The organism is Evansella tamaricis, assembly GCF_019042215.1.
Lineage (GTDB): Bacteria > Bacillota > Bacilli > Bacillales > Salisediminibacteriaceae > Evansella > Evansella tamaricis.
The window spans coordinates 23066-43937 of sequence record NZ_JAHQCS010000121.1 but is presented as its reverse complement, the minus strand read 5'-3'; the positions used below and the strand labels follow the sequence as shown (position 1 = coordinate 43937).

General features: G+C 36.8%; 19 protein-coding genes. 12 read left to right on the top strand and 7 right to left on the bottom strand.

Features of this window, described 5'->3' with window-relative positions:
- Window positions 1–47 precede the first annotated feature (47 nt).
- Window positions 48–719, top strand: a complete 672-nt coding sequence (locus tag KS419_RS15130; protein ID WP_217067238.1) for a ribonuclease H family protein — start codon at window positions 48–50, stop codon at window positions 717–719.
- A 208-nt stretch (window positions 720–927) separates the two neighbouring features.
- Window positions 928–1467, top strand: coding sequence for a DUF6241 domain-containing protein (locus tag KS419_RS15125; RefSeq protein WP_217067237.1), 540 nt, complete (start codon window positions 928–930; stop codon window positions 1465–1467).
- Between the two features lie 155 nt (window positions 1468–1622).
- Here KS419_RS15125 and KS419_RS15120 read toward each other — a convergent pair whose 3' ends face one another.
- The 3 genes from KS419_RS15120 to ddpX all read right to left on the bottom strand — a co-directional run bounded on the left by KS419_RS15120 (window position 1623) and on the right by ddpX (window position 5425).
- Window positions 1623–2042 (bottom strand): hypothetical protein, encoded by a 420-nt coding sequence (locus KS419_RS15120; protein ID WP_217067236.1) that lies wholly within the window; start codon window positions 2040–2042, stop codon window positions 1623–1625.
- Window positions 2043–2246: 204 nt separating this feature from the next.
- The gene (locus tag KS419_RS15115) at window positions 2247–4403 is read right to left on the bottom strand and encodes an RNA degradosome polyphosphate kinase (protein ID WP_217067235.1); all 2157 of its coding nucleotides are present in this window, start codon (window positions 4401–4403) and stop codon (window positions 2247–2249) included.
- Window positions 4404–4543: 140 nt separating this feature from the next.
- Entirely contained in the window at window positions 4544–5425 is an 882-nt protein-coding gene (ddpX, locus tag KS419_RS15110; protein WP_217067234.1) for a D-alanyl-D-alanine dipeptidase, read from the bottom strand.
- A gap of 235 nt (window positions 5426–5660) precedes the next feature.
- Between ddpX and KS419_RS15105 the strand changes: the two genes are divergently transcribed.
- The 3 genes from KS419_RS15105 to KS419_RS15095 all read left to right on the top strand — a co-directional run bounded on the left by KS419_RS15105 (window position 5661) and on the right by KS419_RS15095 (window position 8785).
- Window positions 5661–7289 carry a glycoside hydrolase family 9 protein gene (locus tag KS419_RS15105; protein WP_217067233.1) on the top strand — a complete coding sequence of 543 codons (1629 nt, stop codon included), beginning with the start codon at window positions 5661–5663 and terminating at the stop codon, window positions 7287–7289.
- Window positions 7290–7348: 59 nt separating this feature from the next.
- Window positions 7349–7552: a YqaE/Pmp3 family membrane protein gene (locus tag KS419_RS15100; protein ID WP_217067232.1), complete on the top strand. Its 204-nt coding sequence runs from the start codon at window positions 7349–7351 to the stop codon at window positions 7550–7552.
- Window positions 7553–7615: 63 nt separating this feature from the next.
- The gene (locus tag KS419_RS15095; protein WP_217067231.1) at window positions 7616–8785 is read left to right on the top strand and encodes an LL-diaminopimelate aminotransferase; all 1170 of its coding nucleotides are present in this window, start codon (window positions 7616–7618) and stop codon (window positions 8783–8785) included.
- Window positions 8786–8827: 42 nt separating this feature from the next.
- Here the strand turns inward: KS419_RS15095 and KS419_RS15090 are convergent, their stop codons facing one another.
- Complete coding sequence (locus tag KS419_RS15090; protein ID WP_217067230.1) at window positions 8828–9763, bottom strand: AEC family transporter; 936 nt, start codon at window positions 9761–9763, stop codon at window positions 8828–8830.
- Window positions 9764–10036: 273 nt separating this feature from the next.
- Here KS419_RS15090 and ilvA point away from each other — a divergent pair, with 273 nt between their 5' ends.
- Window positions 10037–11296, top strand: a complete 1260-nt coding sequence (gene ilvA / locus KS419_RS15085; RefSeq protein ID WP_217067229.1) for a threonine ammonia-lyase IlvA — start codon at window positions 10037–10039, stop codon at window positions 11294–11296.
- Between the two features lie 291 nt (window positions 11297–11587).
- Here the strand turns inward: ilvA and KS419_RS15080 are convergent, their stop codons facing one another.
- A complete protein-coding gene (locus KS419_RS15080) occupies window positions 11588–12196 on the bottom strand; it encodes a 3'-5' exonuclease (RefSeq protein WP_217067228.1) in 609 nt (202 codons plus the stop codon).
- A gap of 353 nt (window positions 12197–12549) precedes the next feature.
- On the opposite strand from KS419_RS15080, the gene KS419_RS25540 reads away from it, so the two are divergent.
- From KS419_RS25540 to KS419_RS15065, 3 genes are all read left to right on the top strand, one after another.
- A complete protein-coding gene (locus tag KS419_RS25540; RefSeq protein WP_217067227.1) occupies window positions 12550–13758 on the top strand; it encodes a PcsB-like coiled-coil domain-containing protein in 1209 nt (402 codons plus the stop codon).
- Window positions 13759–14092: 334 nt separating this feature from the next.
- Complete coding sequence (locus KS419_RS15070) at window positions 14093–14410, top strand: hypothetical protein (protein WP_217067226.1); 318 nt, start codon at window positions 14093–14095, stop codon at window positions 14408–14410.
- Window positions 14411–14524: 114 nt separating this feature from the next.
- Window positions 14525–14914 (top strand): hypothetical protein, encoded by a 390-nt coding sequence (locus KS419_RS15065; RefSeq protein WP_217067225.1) that lies wholly within the window; start codon window positions 14525–14527, stop codon window positions 14912–14914.
- A 70-nt stretch (window positions 14915–14984) separates the two neighbouring features.
- Here the strand turns inward: KS419_RS15065 and KS419_RS15060 are convergent, their stop codons facing one another.
- Window positions 14985–15533 (bottom strand): GNAT family N-acetyltransferase, encoded by a 549-nt coding sequence (locus tag KS419_RS15060; protein ID WP_217067224.1) that lies wholly within the window; start codon window positions 15531–15533, stop codon window positions 14985–14987.
- A gap of 44 nt (window positions 15534–15577) precedes the next feature.
- Entirely contained in the window at window positions 15578–15877 is a 300-nt protein-coding gene (locus tag KS419_RS15055) for a BC1872 family protein (RefSeq protein ID WP_217067223.1), read from the bottom strand.
- Between the two features lie 342 nt (window positions 15878–16219).
- On the opposite strand from KS419_RS15055, the gene KS419_RS15050 reads away from it, so the two are divergent.
- The 3 genes from KS419_RS15050 to KS419_RS15040 all read left to right on the top strand — a co-directional run bounded on the left by KS419_RS15050 (window position 16220) and on the right by KS419_RS15040 (window position 20830).
- The gene (locus KS419_RS15050) at window positions 16220–17944 is read left to right on the top strand and encodes a methyl-accepting chemotaxis protein (RefSeq protein ID WP_217067222.1); all 1725 of its coding nucleotides are present in this window, start codon (window positions 16220–16222) and stop codon (window positions 17942–17944) included.
- 209 nt (window positions 17945–18153) lie between these two features.
- Window positions 18154–19836 (top strand): AAA family ATPase, encoded by a 1683-nt coding sequence (locus KS419_RS15045; protein WP_217067221.1) that lies wholly within the window; start codon window positions 18154–18156, stop codon window positions 19834–19836.
- Entirely contained in the window at window positions 19829–20830 is a 1002-nt protein-coding gene (locus KS419_RS15040; protein ID WP_217067220.1) for a helix-turn-helix transcriptional regulator, read from the top strand. Before KS419_RS15045 ends, KS419_RS15040 begins: the two co-directional genes overlap by 8 nt.
- Window positions 20831–20872 lie beyond the last annotated feature (42 nt).

Below are 20872 nucleotides of genomic sequence, written 5' to 3'. Positions count from 1 at the left end.
CATAAAGTAACCTTGTTTTTCACAGTTTTATGTAAGGTGGTCTAATAATGAAGTTAAGAATTGAAATATCTTATAAAACACCAAAAGGAACGGAGACAAATTTTGTTTCAGATGAGATGACCGCAGACACAGCACTTTTGATCAGTGATGATTTACGACGAACTGGTCGTATCAAAAATATGATCTTTTTAGATGATTATGATAGTTCATGGACACTAAAAGAACTGAAGAAGTATGTAGAAGAAGTGGAGACGGAGCCCCATAACATTTTTGTTTATTTTGATGGTGGGTTTGATATCGAGACTAAAAAGTCTGGTTTGGGGTGTGTTGTTTTTTATGAGAAGAACGGGAAAGCATTTAGACATCGAAAAAACCGCTTAGTGAACTCACTTGATACAAACAACGAAGCAGAATATGCTGCACTGCACCTGGGAATACAAGAATTAGAAAATCTAGGTGTCCATCATATGCCAGTAATGATTATTGGCGATTCCCAAGTTGTAATCAACCAATTAAATGGAGAATGGCCTTGTATGGAAAAAACACTTAACGGTTGGGCAGACAGAATAGAAGATAAAATGAAGGAAATGGGGATTACTCCAGAGTATGAACTTGTCTCAAGGAAACAGAACCAAGAAGCGGATCATTTAGCGTCTCAGGCGTTAAAAGAAATAGAGATAACCAGTACAATCGAAGTGAATGATGAAAAACGTAATTAAGGCAATACATAAAATATTAAATGGGAACGTGTCATACTCGCATTATAGAGACCATTGGAAATAATCCCGTTGACAGATTTATCTCCGGTTTTTCTCAAATTTCTAATTACTACTCAATAAGGTATACCGTTTTTGGTATACCTTATTGAGTATAATAATCATTAGGATTCCGATTAATCTATGAAACTCATCAAAAAGTGGGGATAATATGAAGAAAACTATAATCATTTCAATTATTGTTACTGTTGGTATACTAGTAAGCTTCTTTCTTTATACTTTTTATAATCAGGAAGAACCATTTCAAGAGGACGAAGAGATTAGTCAAGATGAATTTGCAATTGAAGAAATGGTTATGGATGGAGAGGTTGAGGCTGAAGAAGAGCCGAATCACCCGGGTACCTCTGCTGATGAAGTTGTTGAAGAATTTCCTTTAGATTTACCAGAGCACGCAGTGCAAAATTATTTACACTATATGAGTCATCAAAAAGTCTATGCTGAGCAAAAATGGGGACACATGCAAATAACACCCGAACGTGTTGAGCGATTACTAGAAGTGGTAAATGCCAATTCTTTCAAACATGAAGCGGTCTATAAAGACATTTTAAATCGCTGGTCAAATGGTGATTTTAGTAAAGCGGTAGAAGACCATAACGCGATTTGGGATCTTCAAAATGGAACTATTGGAAAAGCCACCAGGCTAATGACTGAAGAAGAAGAGAGAGCTTACATTGAAAGGCATTTTGAATAAGAGAAAAAGAGCAGGGTGAGTAAATATTCACCTGCTCCTTTTAAAAGTTAATTTAAATGTTTTGAATGCCACACACGTGACGTTTTGCCCGATGGACGGATCCACTTCTTCGAAACACGAGTAGAGGAAGACAGAAAAGCGCTTGCGCTTCTCATTTAGTTTTTAGTTATCATTATAAACCCTGTCATATTAAATCCATCAGGCCCTCCGAATGCGGTTAACGTAACAGTTACTTCAACTCCATGACCCTCTGCTTCCCATCCGGCAGTACGTTCTCCTTCTGTTCGGTCAGGAATGTCCTCTGAAACAAGTGTCCAACCATCGGTTGATAGTCGTTCAGAGAAGAATTCAATTGCATCTGGATAACTGACACCAGGTTGATACATGATACTGTATGTGTTTCCATCCTCATGTTGGAACGCAATATGAGCTTCGGCTGGTAGTGGCAAGTGTGATTCAACACCATTTGGTAACTCAAGACCATGATCTGATGCAGTTTCTTTGGATCCTCCGCAACCACTTATAAAAAGTAAACTTGCTACACTAATAAACAGAAATAACCCAATTTTTTTCATCCATATATCCTCCAGATTCGTTTAATGATTACAATACCACCATTGTTGAACACCAGTATAAATTATCTATTCTGAAATAAACATTATACGAAAGTATATATTTATTCCTTTGTTAGAACGATAAACAGAGGATTTTCTAGATTGCTATTTTGAAATAAAAAAAGAGGATGAACAATAATTTCTTCCCCTTCTGTAATCTTGTATTCAAAAAAAGGACCTTTTAATTCTCTTCAGATTTAATTTGAATCTATCATAGTAATTATTTATTCCGTAGTTAGGATTTTTTTGTCCAATGGCCAGTTGACTGTTAATAATCGGATCATTCTCCTTTACTTTGACATAATGATAAACTCCATATCTGTCTTGATAACGGGCTTTAACATTATCTGATAAGTAAAGGGCAAGCCAGTTTTTTACTCTTGCCTTTAAGTTAGTTTCTAGGATAGGAAAAAGTATCTCTATCCGATTCTCCATATTACGTGTCATTAAATCGGCAGACGAAAAGAAAGTTTTTTCCTCTCCCATTTGGTAAAAATAGTAGATTCTGCTATGTTCCAAAAATTGCCCTACAATACTTCGTACGGTTATATTTTCACTTACTCCCTTTATTCCAGGACGTAAGCAACATATTCCTCTAATAATAAGGTCTATTTTTACACCCTCACAAGAAGCATCATAAAACTTATCGATAATTGCTTTATCGGATAAGGAATTCATTTTTGCAATAATACGCCCATTTCCATCTTTTTTGTGATATTCTATCTCTTTATTAATTAAATCTATAATGTCATTCCTGATATCAAAAGGGGCAACAGAGAAATGATTATAGGTAGGTTTTTCTGAAAAACCACTAAGATAGTTGAAAAAGTTGGTTGCGTCCTCAGCAATCTTTTCATTGGTTGTAATCAAGCCCACATCTGTATATAGTTTTGCAGTTGTCCCATTATAATTCCCTGTTCCTAAGTGAATAAATCTTTCAATACGACCATGTTTGCGTCTAACAACGAGTGTAATTTTACTATGAGTTTTTAAGTTGGTCATTCCATAAATAACGTGACACCCTTCTTGTTCTAACTCCCTAGCCCAACTTACATTGTTCTCCTCGTCAAACCTAGCTTTTAACTCAATTAAAACTGTCACTTGTTTCCCTTTAGCCGCTGCCCGTTTTAAAGCTTTTATGATAGATGAATCACCACTAACCCGGTATAGTGTTTGTTTTATGGCAAGAGTATCAGGATCGTCTGCTGCCTTAGATATAAATGAATTCACTACTTCAAAAGTATCATACGGATGGTGAAGTAAAATATCTTGTTTCAAAGCACGTTCAAATATATCTTCTTCTTCTGGCAGGTCTACCGGTTGTTGCGGAATAAATGGAGCGTCCATAAGGTTTTTATGTTTTTGCCCAATTATTTTATAAAAAGAAAATAAAAAAGTTAAGTCGAGCGGGCCTTCTAAGAAATAGATGTCTTTTACATGAATATCTAGACGTTGCTGAATGTAATCAACAACATTCTTATCATAAGATGCCCCTTCAATCTCAAGGCGTATCTCTGCACCCCATTTTCTTTTTTTAAGCTCCTTTTCAATTTCAATCAGTAAGTCCACAGCCTCATCTTCATGTATGGTTAAATCAGCGTTTCTTGTTATACGAAACGGTGTTACACTTTTGATAGAACGCCCAGCAAATAACGTGTGAATAAACAAAGAAATGAGATCTTCAAGCAAAATAAACTCTGTTTTACCTGTTTCACTTGGGATTTGGATAAACCGGTCCAATACAGCAGGTACTTGAACGATCGCAAGTTTTCCTGATAAATTGTTAATCTCTTCTTGCCGATTTTGAGGATCTTCCACTACGATTGCCAAATTAAGACTTTTGCTTAAAAATTGAGGAAAGGGACGATACGCATCTATTGCTCTAGGAGTTAATACAGGGTAGATTTGATCTTCAAAATAGTTTTCCAAAAAAACCAACTGCTTTACAGTCAAATCCTTTGATGGTGTAATTCGAATACCATTTTCATTTAATAAAGCAAGTAATGATCTGTACGTGTTGTATGTCTGTTTGACTAATTCCTGTGTTTTTCCAGAAATCTGAGTTAATTGTTCCTTTGGTGTCATCCCCGCTTTATTCTCTGGTTTATTGAATCCTGCTTTAACTTGATCCGTTAACCCAGCCACACGTACCATGAAAAATTCATCTAAGTTAGAACTGAAGATAGCAAGAAACTTAAGTCTTTCCAAAAGGAGGTTTCGATCGTCCATAGCTTCTTCTAAAACCCGTTGATTAAATGCCAACCAACTTAGTTCACGGTTGTTATAGTTAGCTGTTTTCCAGAGCATATTTTTATGTTCCATTCTTAATGCCTCCACAAAGACGGTTTGAATTTTTTCTATATCGTCTCTACTATAACTAACTATTTTTTTGTTAATATGAATGTTTTGTAAAATTTTTGTAAAAATATGACGAATCGTACATATTTGGACATGTTGCTAACTTAAAAGTCCAGATCGGGAACAAAATCTTCTAACGGAATGTTTAAGACTGGATAGTTTTTTGCGTTCGAATCAGCAAAATGCCACCATTCCGTATTTATAGTTGTAAAACCGCTCTCCACCATAATTTTTGTTAAATATTCCATGTTCTTTTGTGCCTCAGGAGTATTACTCTGGTAGTTTCTCCAGGCATTTGGAGAAAAGTCATCAAATCTAGTAGGCATCTCCAGTTCATTACCGTCCTGATCTACTAAAGTGACATCCACAGCAGTTCCCCTGTTGTGATCGGATCCTAGGGCAGGATCTCCCACATAACTAGGGTCAGGTGTAAGCTCCCAAAATACTTTTTGAACGTCATGGGGGCGGTAACCATCCCATATTTTTATTTTTAATCCATCTTGCTTAGCCAATTCGTTTGCTGCCTTTAATTTCAATGCGGTCTCTAGTTGGAGAAGACATAGTTCAATGGAATATACTTTTTCACCTACAAAGTTATTTGTCGTTGCATAGGGCAAATCGATGATAATAGTATCATCAATATCCTTAAGATTGACTAGCCCTGTTTCATCCATCAACTGAGTAATTCGTTGATTCTCCATCTTTTCTAGTTTTGCAACGAGTTTTTTGTTTTCCACTTCCATTTTAGCGGTGGTTCCTAACAACCGATTCTTTTCTTTTTCTAATAATCCTGTTGTATCTTCCAACGAAGAGATGGTCTCTTCGAGAATGGCATTTTCATACTCAAATTCTGACATTTTGATTTTCAGCTCTTCTAATTCATCCAAATGCTCTTCCATTGTAATATCGGATTGGAAACAACCTGATAGGAAGGGATAAAAAAGAAGTAGGACTAAAATGAAAAAAGGTTTTGTGTTTTTATTCATATTACCCTCCAAAAAATATAAGTTATGATAATGGATATTATATCATTACCCTTAGTTGGTTTATTGTATAGTGCTTTTCATGAAAAGAGGATAGTACCTTTTATTCAACATTTTATGTTAAAATGCAATCACATGGATGTTAGGTTAGTACAAATTATTTTACTAGATGATAAAGGTACAGCCTTTTTAAAGAGGTGTGCTTTGTGGTTAGTTACTTATGAAAGGGGTTTCGTAAATGAATTCACAACCAAGATACATTACAGTTAATCAAATCGGATACCCGAAAGATGCAAAAAAAGTGGCAGTATTTTCTGAACAAAATGGCCAATTTCAAGTCGTTTATGAACCGACTGGAGAAGTGGCTTTCGAAGGGACAACAAGTGAACCGTTTTTTGACGAATTGAGTGGGACATATGTTTGTCATGCTGATTTCACGATGGTGAATGAAGAGGGACCATATTATATCAAGTGTAATGAATCAACTTCTGCAACGTTTACTATTACCAAATCTCCATATAACGAATTACATACTAGTCTACTTAAAGGACTCTATTTTTTACGCTGTGGAATGGATTTAGAAGAAGAGTTTGCTGGGCCATGGAAACATGAGAAATGCCACTTAACAGAGGCTATCGTGTATGGGGAAGAGAACCTTCGAATAGAAACGAGCGGTGGCTGGCATGATGCTGGGGATTATGGAAAGTATATTGGTCCGGGGGCAAAAGCGTTAGCGGACTTATTTCTTGCATATGAACTGTATCCTAAGGCATTTCAAGATTCTACACCCATTCCAGAAACGGATGCCATTACACCTGATGTACTGCATGAATGTCGGTACGAATTGGAATGGATGCTAAAGATGCAGGATGTTAGATCTGGCGGGGTATATCATAAATTAACAACACTTGAATTCCCCGGGTTGGATGTGATGCCAGAAGATGATCGTGATGATCTTTACCTATCTCCAATTTCTGCAACTGCAACTGCGAGCTTTTCCGCTGTCATGGCCATGGCAGGGAGGATATATCGGTCTTTCGATCAGGCTTTTTCGAAGAAATGTTTACATGCTGCAGTTTATGCTTGGGACTGGTTACAGCAACACCCTGAGATAAGTGGGTTTAAGAATCCACCTTCCATCAAAACCGGAGAATATGGAGATGGGCAGGACATGGATGAGAGGTACTGGGCAGCAGCAGAATTATATCGAACGACAGGAGAAATTACGTATCATGAATGGTTCCAGACCTATGCCAGTCAGTCTTTCCCGAAGTATGAGTTTGGATGGGCAGATAACGGTGGTTATGGGACAATCTCTTACCTTTTGAATAAGGAACATCCAGTCATCGATGAACTCTATATGGAGTTGAAGACTGGAATGTTAAGGGAGGCAGATAAGTTAGTATGTGAAGGCAAAACGGATGGCTATCTTCTTTCCTTAAAGGAAGAAGAGTATATTTGGGGTAGTAACATGATTGTTATGAATCACGCCATGATTTTAATACTTGCTGCTCATTTTTCTGAAAAAGAAGAGATCTTTTCTTCCGTTGCCTTAGATCATGTGCATTATTTACTCGGTCGAAATGTATTGGACATATGTTATGTCACTGGTTTTGGAGATCGGCCGGTAATGAATCCGCATCATCGGCCATCTATCGGTGATAATGTGAATGAACCAGTGCCTGGTTTTGTATCGGGAGGACCAAACAAAGGAGTACAGGATGAGGCTGTTAAACATTTAATAGGACTTCCACCGGCTCAATGTTTCCTTGATCATATGGATAGTTATTCAACAAATGAAATAACTATCTACTGGAATACTCCTGCTGTGTTTGTATTATCTAACTGGATCCATAGGGATTTTTAAGTCTTAAGGTTACTAATATTATGATAAAATAAAACCAGTAATCCAAGGGAGTGTGCATTATGATGTACTTATTGGCAATTGTTTTACCTCCAGTTGCAGTGTTTTTTTCAGGAAAACCCATTCAGGCTTTATTAAATTTGATTTTAACTCTATTTTTTTGGCTGCCAGGTGCCATCCATGCCTGTTTAGTAGTGGCGGACCGAAAAGCAGATAAACGGATGAGAAAGCAAGTGAGACTCGAATCGAGGTTAAATCGACGATAATAAATGTTTTGGCAACCAAAATGCCTCAGGACAGGTTAGTTCTCAAAAAAGGAAGTGTATAGGATGGAAATTCGTCTTTCCAATAAGATGAATCAGTTTCAGACATCAATTTTTAATGAACTATCTTACTATAAGAAACAAAAACTAGAGAGCGGCATGGAGATAATAGACTTAAGTATCGGCAGTCCTGATTTGGGACCACCAGAACATGTGATTGAGGAATTATCGAATCAGGTAAAGGATGCAGGTCAATACGGATATTCCTTGACTGGAACTGGGGAATTTTATGACGCTGTATCGGATTACTATGGCAAAAACTACGGTGTATTAATTGATGCTAGGAAGGAAGTCCTGATGACAATGGGTTCCCAGGACGGTCTTGTACATTTCCCTATGATTTTGACCAATCCCGAAGATGTTATCCTTGTGCCTGATCCTGGATATACGGCATATTCTGCGGGTATTTCCTTGGCTGGAGCTAAACCATATTCCATGCCCTTGAAGGAGGAAAATCAATTTTTACCGGATTTAAGACAAATACCGGAAGAAGTTTGCAAGAAGGCGAAACTCATGATCTTAAACTTCCCTGGTAACCCTGTTCCCGCTTTAGCTACAACAAAATTTTTTGAGGAAGTAGTCCGGTTTGCGGAAAAATATCATATCACTGTTCTCCATGATTTTGCCTATTCTGAACTATATTATGAAGATAAACCAATTAGCTTTTTATCCATAGATGGGGCAAAAGAAGTTGGGATCGAATTTAATTCCTTATCAAAAAGTTATAATATGGCAGGCTGTCGGATCGGATATGTGGTGGGAAATCCTACTATTATAGAAGCATTTAATAGATTTAAGTCTAACCTTGATTATGGTGTATTCCTTCCAATTCAGCGTGCGGCCGTTACTGCTTTGCAACACTCATCTGTTTTCAGTGAAAAATTGAGAGGTGTTTATCGAAAGCGGAGAGACATTTTAGTGGAAGGATTAAATGGGGCAGGGTGGAAGGTAGACGCACCAGATGCATCCATGTTTATCTGGGCGAAAGTTCCAGAAGGGTTTAACTCCACCTCGTTTGCTTATCAACTAATTGATGAAACAGGTGTGGTCGTCACTCCAGGAAATGCGTTCGGTGAAACTGGTGAAGGTTTTGTACGCATCGCCCTAGTACAAGATAATGAGGTACTAAAAAAAGCAGTACAAAAATTAAATGATTGCGATTTATTTAACTCTTGATTGTTATTAAACCTCCAGTACACTAAAAGTCTGTGCTGGAGGTTATAATATGGTAGCTAAATAAGCCATCAGAGGAATTGTCATCAAGGAAAGCAATGTGGAAAAAGCTATTGTCGTTACTGCTGTTTCTTCATCATTTGTGTAACGGGAAAATAAAATCGCAGATAAGGTGAACGTAGGCATAGCAGTTAAAATAATAACAATATTCTTTAATATACTATCTAGTTGTATAAATGACAAAACAGTCATCATCAATAGCGGGAAAATCAATAGACGTCCTATCAACGGAAACCAAATTTGACGGTATATCGAAACACCATTTCGTTTAAAAAGATCCTGTAAGAGCATTCCGATGTACAGCATAGCCAATGGTGCAGCTAATCCTGAAAGGAGTCCCGTTAATTGTTTTAAAAAGGCAGGTGGCTCAGCACCTGATATTGCTACCGTTAAGCCAATGATAACAGCAATAAAAGGAATGTTTATGAACGCCTTTAATAACTGTCTGACTTCTAATCCTTTTCCAGACTGAAGCATATATACTCCTATGGAGAATAAGATAACATCAAGTGCCGCATCAAAGATTGCAGCTAACAAACCTCCAACAGGACCGAAAATCGTGGCACATAAAGGAATACCAATAAAGCCTGTGTTCCCAAGTGCAGTGAGCAATGCCATTTTCTTTGCAAATAATGATTCAAATTTAAATAACTTTGCCATTGCCAAGGCAACGAAAATTGCTATGATATGATAGAGGACTGAGATGATAAAGATTAAGATGACTTGGTGAAGTAATTGATCAGTGACTTCCGTATTAAAAACACCATTTAAAATAATGGATGGAACAGCAATATTTAATACTATTAATATAATAACTTGTTTCGCATCTTTAGTTATGGTTACCTTATGGGCGAGGAATGCGCCTATAATGGTAATTAACCCCATAACCACGATGGAGGTTGCAACAACAGTGACATCCATGTTTAAGAATCCTTTCCATATCTACTAGGTTTAGCTTACTCACTTTTTAAAAATCTGTAAATGATTTTAGCTTGTTAACAATAAGTGATATATAAGATTTCCCAACGCAATTGGGGAGGGCACTGAAAAAGTGGTTTTATACTTTTTCAGTGCCCTCTAGTAGGGTGGTATATTTTTATTTTTCTTAACATTTCGTGTTTTTAAAAACCGTTGTTTATGGTAGTATAAATCTAAAATGTTTATGGCAGGGGAGCTAGGAAGGAAAGTATTTTTATGAATATGACAAGTAAGAAGATACAAATTGAAGATATCATTAAGGCACACCAGGCTTTAAAAGACATTGTCATGAAAACACCGCTTCAAAAAGATGAGATATTGTCTGAGAGATATAGTTGCAATGTTTTTTTAAAAAGGGAAGATTTACAGGTTGTCCGCTCGTTTAAGATCAGAGGGGCCTACAACTTAATGCAAAGTTTGTCGGAAAAAGAATTACATAATGGTGTCGTGTGTGCCAGTGCCGGGAATCACGCACAGGGTGTGGCATATTCCTGTAAAGCTCTTGGAGTTAAAGGCAGAATCTTTATGCCAAGCACCACACCGAGACAAAAAGTCTCCCGTGTCAAATTTTTCGGAGGAGACTATATTGATGTTGTGCTCTCTGGGGATACGTTTGATGATGCCTATTATGAAGCCAAAGATTACTGTGAAAAACATTCCATGTCTTTTATCCATCCATTTGATGATTATTTGACAATTGCAGGTCAAGGAACGATTGGGATGGAAATTTTAGATAATATTGAAGTGCCCGTTTCCCATGTTTTTATGGGAGTTGGAGGGGGAGGTCTCATTTCTGGAGTGGGATCGTATTTTAAGAGCATAAGTCCAAGTACAAAAGTTATTGGGGTGGAACCTTCTGGAGCGCCTGCAATGAAGAGGTCATTGGAGAAGAATGAAGTGGTTACTTTAGAGCGGATTGATAAGTTTGTGGATGGTGCTGCCGTTAAACAAGTTGGAAATATAACCTTTGAAATAGCGAAGGATATTGTTGATGACGTAGTTCTTGTCCCAGAGGGGAAAGTATGCACGACACTCTTAGACTTGTATAACGAAAATGCTATTGTCGCGGAACCGGCAGGGGCTCTTCCGTTAGCAGCGCTCGACTATTATAAGGATCAAATTAAAGGGAAGAACATCGTTTGTATAGTGAGTGGCGGGAACAACGATATTGATCGGATGCAGGATATGATGGAACGGTCTTTAATCTATGAGGGATATAAACATTACTTTATCGTTAATTTTCCGCAACGGGCTGGTGCTTTGAGAGAATTTATGAGTGATGTTCTCGGGGAAACAGATGACATTACCCGTTTTGAATATACGAAGAAGAACAATCGGGATAAAGGGCCTGTCCTTGTTGGAATTGAATTAAAGCATAAAGAAGACTATGAACCGCTTATTGACAGAATGGAAAAAAAAGGTTTTTCCTATATGGAAATTAATAAAGATCAAAAACTGTTTAATTTATTAATTTAGGCTATATTGAAGGATACTCGTGGGCTTTCGATTCAAATTATAAAAAAGATGCCAGTATTCAGTACAAAAGTACTGGAGACTGGCATCTTTTGATAGAAAAATTTTTAATTATGGTACTTTAGGTCATGTGTCTATCTCCATCGCATACTGGCTTTAGAGCACTTTAGAAATGACTACCGAAGTCGAAGAGCAGGCTTCAGGTCTACTTTTTCGAATTCGCTGTCCAACGAGTGTTTACTACAGTGGCAGCACGGGAGCGATGCTTGTAGAGTAAGAGGCACTGTCCTACGCTCAGCTGACGCTTTTCTTAGTCTTTTTGTTTAATCGGGCAGGCTTATAGCCGTTTGGATACAAAATACCTTCCCCAATTTCCAGTTTTTCCACAAGTTCTCCATGACTAGTTACTTTATGATGCATACAGGAATGGAGATAAACTTTGGCAGCGACAATAGCATCTTCTAACGCATGATGATGTTTAAATTGGATTTGTAAGTGTTCTGCAACATTATTCAACGAATAGCTATGTAATCCATGCCATGTTTTCTTGGATACGTTAACCGTACAGTTATAGGCAAAGGAAGGGTAATCCACTCCACACTCATCTAATGATTTTCTCAAGACAGACATGTCAAAACTGGCATTATGGGCAATGACGAGGTTTCCGTCTAATAAATGGGATATTTCCCCCCATACCGATTGAAAGGAGGGAGCATCCTCCACATCCGTAGCGGTTATTCCATGAATTCGAACACAGATGGGATCAAAATAAAGATCACTTGGTTTCACTAACTGATAATACTCTTTCGTGATTTTTCCTTCCTTAACGACAACTAATCCTACGGAACAAACACTAGAGCGGTTTTGATTAGCAGTTTCAAAATCAATCGCAACAAAATCCATGATCTACCCCCTATTAAACCTCATGTATAATCCTATTAAATTCTTAATTATCTTTTGTTTGGTTTCTATTATAACGTATAAGAGAGTAATTCATAGAGAATATATTTTCTTTAATGAGAAAACAAATTACTTATAATTCAGATAAAGTCAAGTTTATCTATAAAATACAGTAATATAATGTTTTTTTTGTGAAAAAATAGCAAAAAATCTATTATTGTTACAAAAATGCAATACTACTATTACATTACTGATATGTTAGTCTGATAAGGTTGGTTAAGATAGTTTTGCTTTTTTAGCAAATAGATTTAATAGATATTAGATTAGCCACTAATAACTCTTAGGGGGAAGACGGTGTGCAAAAGAAGTTACTAATTCTAATGATGTTCATCGGCTTGGTTCATATATTTGTTGGTGGTACAGTGTTTGCCACAGATGCCTTAGAAAATGACCAAAAGCAAATTCAACAGGAACGGAAGGCTATTAAGCTAGAACTTTCGGAAGCAGAAGTTAAACTCGTTGAATTAGCGGAAAAGCTGAATGAATTAAATGAAGAACTTTCTACTCTCAATGACGCTATTGAAGAAAATGAGGAAAAGATCATTGAGACAGAAAAAAAGATGGAAGAAAATAGTGAAAAGGTCAAAGAATTAGAGGTGGAAATTGCACTTCTTCAAGAAGATATTGATCAGCGTATTGAATTATTAAAAGACCGGGCAACCACGTATCAACAAAACGGAATTGACAATATTTCATATATTGAGGTTATTTTAGGTGCAGAGAGTTTTGGTGATTTTATTAGTCGAATTTTGACCATCTCTAGAATCGCACAAGCAGACAGTAATTTTATCGAACAAACAGAGCAGAAGCAACAAGAACTAGAGGATGTACAACAAGTATTTGATAAGATTCACCAAGAACTTGATGAACAAGTAATATCCCTTGAGGTTTTACACAATGATCTCAAGGAACAAAGGGAAAAAACAAATCAAGTTCGAGACGATTTAAAGAGGAATGAATCGGAGCAAAAGGCTTTGATTGCCCAATTAGTTGAAGAGGAATTGGAATTGGCATCTCAAGAAGAGGATATCCGTAATCGGATTGCTGAAGAGGTCCGACTTCGTGAAATGGCACGTATAGAAATGGCACGTCAAGAAGCGGCAAAGAAAGCAGCTCAGGAATCTCAACGTGCACAAACCTCTAATCCAAGTAGTGCTGGTTCCAACAATAGTTCAGGATCTGAACCTTCTAATTCAAGTTCACCCACAACAGAAGGAAGTTGGGAAACGTTTAATGCGACTGCCTACACTGCGTACTGCGTTGGTTGTTCTGGGGTAACTCGATTAGGAATTGACTTAAGGGCGAACCCTGATGCGAAGGTTGTTGCTGTTGATCCGAACGTTATTCCCCTTGGTTCACGTGTTGAAGTAAAAGGATATGGAGTATTCTTAGCAGCAGATACTGGAGGAGCAATCGTAGGAAAGAAGATAGACATTTTTATGCCTAATCGTTCTGATGCTTTAGCATTTGGAAGACGGTCTGTACAGGTTAGGGTTCTTGATTAATCTTTGAAAAAAAACATATGCCTGTCATATAGTATATAATTACTGTATGACAGTTTTTTTTACCCTACGCTCTTTTTTATAGTCGACTGCAGTTTTCTATTTACATCCATGAAAATGATAATTATAAAATGGGTGGCCACTGAAAATGTATCTTACAACTTTTTCAGTTCCTTTTATTTTTATGGCAATGGCTTTGCCCGAGGCTCGACTGATAGGAAAAACCGCTTGTATCAAGCTTTTTAAAGTTTGCGACAGTTACGCTCATTGCTTCGGGGGACTGTAAAAGTGGAAAAGCACCACATTTTCAGTGCTCTCATAAAACGGAGGTTTATTTATGGAATATCAGTTTCCGGAAATAATTTTTTTAAGACCAATATTTATCGCGTTTATTATTATTCTTGTTGCAAATATGACAATTACTATTTTTCAAAAAAAGCCTTTGGTTACCTTGTTCTCTGTCGTAAGTATTTCTATTATTGCTGCAACTATATCAGGTTTATCACTCATTTCACTAGGTTATATGGCAGATGAGTATAACTTGGGAGGGGATTCCACATCTTCTATACTTTTCTTAGTAATTTTAGGGTTATCCGTCTTGAATGTCCTAATATACACTTTTATCACAGGAATTAAAAAGAAACCGATTTACTAACGCAGATATATTGACTAACTTGTTTATTTAAGAGATGGTAGGATAAAATTTCTAAATTACATACTGAATATTTTTTTCACATGGACATACCTTTTAACAGGGGGGTGTTCCTTAATGAAAAAAAGATTAATACTAAAAATAAACGGTCTATTTATAATGGCCATTTTGATTGGGACTTCATTAGTTTTTGCTGGATCCAATCAAGAAACCTCTACCTTTGAAGACAGAAAGCGATTGGAAGTGGAGGATAGGAGGACATTAGTAATAGCATTATCTGACGGTCTTTCAAATGTTGGTGGAATTAAAAATATAACGATTCAGCAAGAATCCATAACTATAAAAACTTTCCTGGAAATTGATGAATCCATTACATCGACTTTAGCTGCGAAAATGACAAAGACTTTGGAAAGCCTCTTGCTGTCAGAAGATCTAAAACATATCCCGAATATTAGCTCTTATGAAGTTTTCATTGAAGATAAGGATGGAAACCTAATTAATAGATAAAGAATAGAAGTGTCTCTATTCGTGGAAACACCCCAACGCATTTTCCCATTAATGTCGGTGTGTTTATAGTTTAGTTTAACCCTTCTTTTTTTGAAGAAAAACTCTTTAAGTCTTCCCAGCCGTAAGCAATTTCCTCTAGAGTTTTTCCCCCGATAACTGTCTTTTTCTCATAGACATTTTCTGCGCCAAGTTTTTCGAAAATGGGGCAAGAAGGGAGTTCTTTAATGGTCCATAAAGCCATCGTAGGGAAATCTAAAGTAGAAAAGTATTCGGCAACACTCTCCAACAGTTTTTTCCCAATACCTTCGTTTTGGACTTGAGGATGTACATAAATCCCGTAAACTTCACCGATGTACCGAATTCTTAATCGGGGATCTCGCATTGTTCCTCCTAAGGCGAATCCTACAATTGCTCCCTGTTGGTCTTCCACGACATAGGTCATTGTTCCTCTTCGGATTGCTTTAGGAAGGTCATTTTTCCAACGTTTTTCCCGATTATCATATGTAAATTTATCTAATATTTCTGGAGGTAAGACTCCCTGGTACGCCGTGTGCATGCAATCCACATGGACACGAGCAATCCCTTTCCAGTCGTCACTTTTTGCTTTTCGTATGATCATGGTGCCTCCTTTCATGTAGAGGTTACTATAATATGTGAACTTTCTTACATCCATTCTTGAGGAATAGGGTTATTTTCAGCAATTTTAAATGCTGCATTAGTAATGGCCTTTGGTAATGTTTCTCCTGTTGCATATATGTTGTTGATGTAAACCTCATTATCGCTCTTTTTTGTAACTTGAAACCCAAAGCATTCCAACCTCTCCACAATCATCATGGCGTGTTCAAGATTATCCTCCGGCTGGAAATTAGGAATGAAGATACCCTCTTCTGGATTATACCATCTGTCACTACGATTTAATTTCCATCCGAGAATTCGGCGGGCAATTATTTCAATTTTGTCCATCTTCAAACGCTCCTTTAGTAATGTTCGATACTTAAATAATACCATAGGGAAAGGGGAAATTGGCCATATGTATATCTTTTAGTCAATTAATTCCACTTTCTTAAACAAACGAGAGCGAATGAGCAGTGAAATAAGTTCCTACAAGTTGGTCGAAAAATATCGATAAAAGTCCTATTTTTGGATAATTACTCTTAAAAAAGAGGGTACTGAAGTCATTTGTAGAATTGATTAATTTAGAATAATACTAATTAGACTTCAACGTTCAAATACCATGTATAAATCCGAGAATCAACTAGTCCAAAAATATAATGAGTTTTTTGTCACTAAGGGGGAGATAAACAAATGAGTATTCGGAATAGATTAATTATTGTTTGTATTGTACTCGTACTAGGCCCAATGCTAACGCTTGGGTTTATTAGCAATACACTGGCAGAAAAAGAATTATTGAAGCTAACAGAGGACTCGCTCAAGAATGACATTAATCTCACTATACGTGTTATAGATGAAATTAACAAACGAGTAGAAACCAATGAGATCTCAAAGGATGAAGCGATCGAGGAAATTAACCAGTTTATCTTAGGGGAAAAATTGGCTGATGGAACAAGACCAATTTCAGAAGAAATTAAAATCGGAGAGAGTGGATATATTTTTCTGATAGATAAGGAAGCTAATGTACTCGGTCATCCAGTACTAGAAGGTGAAAATCTTTGGAGCGTGGAAGATCCAAATGGGATATTAGTAGGTAAAGGACTGGTGGATGCAGCGACAAAAGGGGATGGATTCTTCCTGTATGAGTGGACATTACCAAATCAAGAGAATACATTTGAGCCTAAAATTACTTACACCGCATATTATCCTTCCTGGGATATTATCATTGCTGCAGGATCCTATGTGGATGAGTTTACGAATTCATCTGGTTTCTTTATGACAACCATTATCACAAGTAGTATTGCATTGGCGGTTACTACTGTGTTTATTCTCCTATTTTCAAGTAAAATAACAAACCCTATTATATCCTTATCCAATCAATTATCTGAAATAGCAAATGGTAATTTATTGATTCAACCTGAGGTTAAGAATAATGATGAAGTTGGTAAATTGACTGCTGCAAGCAGTAAAATGGTTCACTCGTTACGGACAATTATTACTCAATTAATAAGTACTAGTACTAACCTTGCGGAATCATCTAGGCAGTTAAATACTAGTACGGAACAATATACCCATTCCACAAGACAAATTGCTTCAAGTATTGAAAATGTCGTTGAAGGTTCCGAAGAACAACTTAAAGTAGTGAATACAGGTACGGATGTGTTAAAAGAAGTTAATGAAACGATTATTCAAATAGCACAAAATGTGGAAAATGTCTCTACCCTTGTGGAAGAAACGCTCACATTGGCAACTGATGGATCAACTGAGATTAACAAATCCACGGAGCAAATGAAGATAATTGAAGGAAAAATTGCGAATCTGAATCAATTAGTAAATAATCTCGGTGATCGTTCAAGCAGCATTCAACAAGTGGCAAACATGATTACAGATATTGCTGAGCAAACAAATCTATTAGCTCTAAACGCTGCGATTGAAGCAGCAAGGGCAGGGGAACACGGGAAAGGATTTGCTGTTGTAGCAGATGAAGTACGGAAACTTGCGGAACAGTCAGCACTATCTGCAAAGGATATAGGAAAATCTATTCAAGCAATTGAAGCAGATGTAAATGAAGTAATATTATCAATGGAAGAGGGGATTAAAGAAGTTACTACCGGAAAAGAGTTAGCATTGGCAGTGGGTTCTAAATTTGCAACCATTCATCAATCTGTTTCCGATGTGGCTAAACAAACAGAGGATGTTAACCATTCCACAAGAGAGATGATTCAGAGCAGTGCCCTTTCGGATTCCATGAAGAACATTAAGGTACTTGCGGAAATGAATGCTTCATCCACCCAAGAGGTGAGTGCCTCAACGGAAGAACAGTTAGCGATTGTTGAGGAAATTCAAGTTTCTGTTGATTCATTAGGGAAAATGGTAATGGATATAGAAAATATCTCAAAGCAGTTTCGATTAAAGTAATTTCCCTTTATACATAATACAATAACCATTTTAATGATCCGTCTGGCACACGACAACAAAACGTCGTCAAAGGTCAGGCGGTTAATTTTGTTTAATCATTTACTAAAAACGTCCTTATGATTGCAGAGTTTCTAGCTTTAAACAAGGAATTAAGCTCCAAATGTCGAATAGTACCCATTAATCAGATTATTAAAGGTGGGGAGAATTCGATGGCCAGAATGGTTCCAGATTGTTTACCGGAAACAATACAAAACCAAGGGGAACGTCTATTTTATGAAAAGGCACGGGAATTGCCTGATTCCTATACGGTATTTTACTCCTATAAGTTTGCACTTGATGATGCTCGGCAGGATCCATACGGTTTGAGAGAGGCGGATTTTGTAATCGTCCATCAAAGTTATGGATTTGCTGTAGTGGAGGTGAAAGAAGGGGATGTGCATTACTTTAATGGAGTATGGCAGGAAATGAAAAACGGGCAATATAGAGAACTTTCAAAGGACCCAATAAGGCAGGCAAGAGACGCCATGTTTTCTATCTTAAATCGATACAAAAATTTAAGTAACTCTGATTACCCTCTCCATTTTCGTTATGCACTATGTTTTCCTGATACTTTAAAAAGGGCTGGATTCTTACCGGAAGACTTAAATGAGAAGAGTTGCTGGTCCCATGAAGAATTATTAAATTTGGAAGAAAGTTTTAAGGGTTTGTTCGCAAACATCGATAGAAGTTCTCCTTACGAGGCAACAAAAAACCTAATAACAAAGGTTTTATCGCCTTCTTTTCGCGTGTTTTCAAATTTGGATGATAAATTGACTATGCTCCGTGACCGTTCGGAGATCATTTTAACGGAAGAGCAGGACAGAATTCTAGAAGAAACGGAAGAAGATCATCGGAAGATTTTCTTTGGAGCAGCAGGTACTGGAAAAACGTTTATCGCTATGAAAAAAGCATTGGATTTAGCATCAGTTGGGAAAAAAGTATTCTTAACATGTTATAACAAGCAACTAGTTACATTATTAAAAAAACATTGTGAACATGAAAATATTTCGATTACAAACTTCCATGATTTTTTAGAAAGTATTAAAGAAGAACATTCATATGTACTCGAAATGCCCAAAAGTCCCGATCTGATTAACAAATATTATAGTGAGACACTGCCAAATTACATTTATGAATTGTACTCCATCAAAAGTGAAACAGAAAAATTTGATGCTATTCTCGTGGATGAAGGGCAGGATTTTAAAGAAAACTGGTTCATCTGTTTAGATGAAATGGTGAAGAAGGATGGACATTTTTATATATTTGCTGATCGACATCAAAACTTGTTTGGAAATGGATTGGACGCATTAAAGGATTTCGAAATGTCAAAACATAAATTAACCATTAACCTTAGGAATACACAAAAAATAAATGAGTGGACACAACCTTTAATCGAAAACAATCGGCTACGATATAAAATCGTAGGCGGGTTGCCTGTGGAGTATATACCCTGTAAGGATCCACAAACCGAAAAACGGCTATTGGAAAAAGAAATTAATAAGTTAGTCAGCCAAGGGTTGTCTCCTCATCGTATTACGATTTTATCCCCACATAAGAAAGGGAATAGCAGTTTAAAGGAAGTGGATAGAATTGGACAAGGACCTTGGCTCATTTATGATCTTTCAGAAGGAAGAAAAGACGGGATTGCCTTTAGTACGATACGAGCTTTTAAAGGTTTAGAGTCAGATGTCGTCCTGATAATTGGAGTTAAGAAAAACAGCAAAGTTTGTACACCTACAGACCTGTATGTTGGAGGGACGAGAGCCCGGTTTATCTTGAAAATATTTCATCAGGAAGAGTGGTCATTTAAAGAAATGACTCGGAAAATAGGGGACGTGGATCAATGTGAGTGAAGTCAAAACGGGATTACGATTACTGGCTTTAAAAGCAATCTTTCAAAGGGAAACGGATGAAAACCACGAGCTTACACTTAAGGAGCTTGTGGAGAAGTTAAAAATAGATATTCCAGGTTGCACTGCAGACATCAAAGCAGTGAAAAGATACATTGTCACACTACAATCATCCGGTTTTGATATCATAGAAAATATTGGGAAACACGGGGTAAAATACTATAGTCATCAAGACCGATTATTTGAAAGTTATCAATTACGTTTGCTAATCGATCCTATTCTTTCAGCAAGATTTATTACAGAAAAAGAAAAAAAGAATATCGTAAACAATGTCAAAACATTGACAAGTAAAACAATTGGGAAATCGCTCCCTGATCCAATTATCTATCAGCAATCGATCAATCATGATTATCAACTAATACGAAACCATATTGATCAAATTCATGAAGCAATATCAAGGGGTAAATTTATTAATTTTCAATATGGGGACTACGATATCCAAAAGATATTCCAGTTAAGACATCAAGGTAAATCTTACCATGTGAAACCAATTGCTTTAATTTGGGAGAAAGACTTTTATTATTTAATTGGAGAAGATATGAACCATAGGGAAGAAAATAACCCAAGAAATTACCGTTTAGACCGAATGAGAAATGTAGTAGTATCAGTTGACAGTTTTAGTAAAGAACCTAAGGATATAAGTACCTACATTCAGAATTCGTTTCACATGTTTGGAGGACAAGACGAATGGATTAAACTCCAATTCATTCTAGACCAAAATGTGTTAAATGGTGTCATTGATAAGTTTGGCATTGATGCAGATATTAAAAAAGGGGTAGGAGATACCTTCGTCCTAAAGGCAAAAGCAAAACTAAGTAAAGGTCTTAAAGGATGGATATTAGGCTGGGGTAATCAAGTTAAGGTATTATCCCCGAAATCGTTAGTGGATGAAATTCAAGAAGAAGTGTTGAATATGATGGAGATTTACCGAAAATAGTGTACTAAAAATAGTTTCTTTCGTTTTCATTCAATTAAAGGA